The following is a 1,028-nucleotide window of genomic DNA, read 5'->3' as shown; positions in this document are numbered from 1 at the left end:
TTGTTCTCGATCCCGCGGTTCTGAAGTTCCGCCTCCGAGCAAATGACAAGGTTCATGCCGATCCAGAGATTCGCGCTTTCCTGATTGGTCATGCCGATGTCACCCCCGGTCATGTCGATGATGTTTCCCCAAACGACGATGTCCTCGGCGCCCTGATAGATCGACATGCCATTGCCGTGCACCGAGCGAATGTCGCTGATCTCCGAGTAGCTGAACACGGTCCTTTCACCGGCGGACAGGCGCATACCAGTGAACGACTGCCGCTTGATCAGGCACTGGTCCATCCAGCTATCCGAACTGAACGATAGCGCCGCGCCGCGCCCGCCAAAGCCATAGTCAACCGTGCAATTTAGCACCTGACACTCTGGAGTGCGGGACATATCTATGCCGAATCCAGTTCCGCCGGAGCCAAACTGTGATGCCTTGCATTCCTCGAAACGCAGCCCGTAGCGGTATGTCGCAGCATACTCGTTCGACCAGAAAACCTGCCCATCGCGAGCGGCTGTCCCGCCCGGCGCGGTGCCATCAATGCCGTAGAATGTCCAGTATTCGGCCCTGCCAAAGTTCATGACGGTATTGCGCGACGTGAGGCGGATTTCGTCCATTTTGGATGCGTTATAGGGCCAGAAGTAGAGGGTGAAAGAGCCGTCGCCTTCAGTTTTATAGGCCCACTGCCCGCCCGCACTGATATCCTGGGCGACATTGATCAAGGCAACCCCATCGCCGTAGCCGTAGCCGACCGTTGAGGCACCAGTGTAATCGAAGATTATGGTGGACCCACTGTGCGACGTGACGGGCGCTTTTGCGGAGCTATTTCCCGGCATGACCTGTATGGTGGCAACCGCATCATCCAAAGCGCCTGCCGGATACGATCCAAAAACCGCAGCACTGGTTAGCTCGACAGTGACCCCAATCGTCGGACCTATGGTGTTATCATTGCCCGATGCGTCCTTCGTGACACCTGACACACCGCCATCGGCAGCCGTCCAGTAAAAGTCCTTGTTCTGCCGGGAGAACATTTCTTCGGT

General features: G+C 57.0%; 1 protein-coding gene. It reads right to left on the bottom strand.

The features are described from left to right. On the bottom strand, positions 1–1,028 hold a 1,028-nt coding region (locus QO034_RS23270), incomplete at both ends, for a right-handed parallel beta-helix repeat-containing protein (RefSeq protein ID WP_284487880.1).

Origin of the sequence: Sedimentitalea xiamensis (assembly GCF_030164465.1) — a bacterium.
In the GTDB taxonomy this organism is placed as follows: Bacteria; Pseudomonadota; Alphaproteobacteria; order Rhodobacterales; family Rhodobacteraceae; genus Sedimentitalea; species Sedimentitalea xiamensis.
Note: the sequence above shows the minus strand (reverse complement) of the source record. Positions and strands in the feature narration are given on the sequence as shown.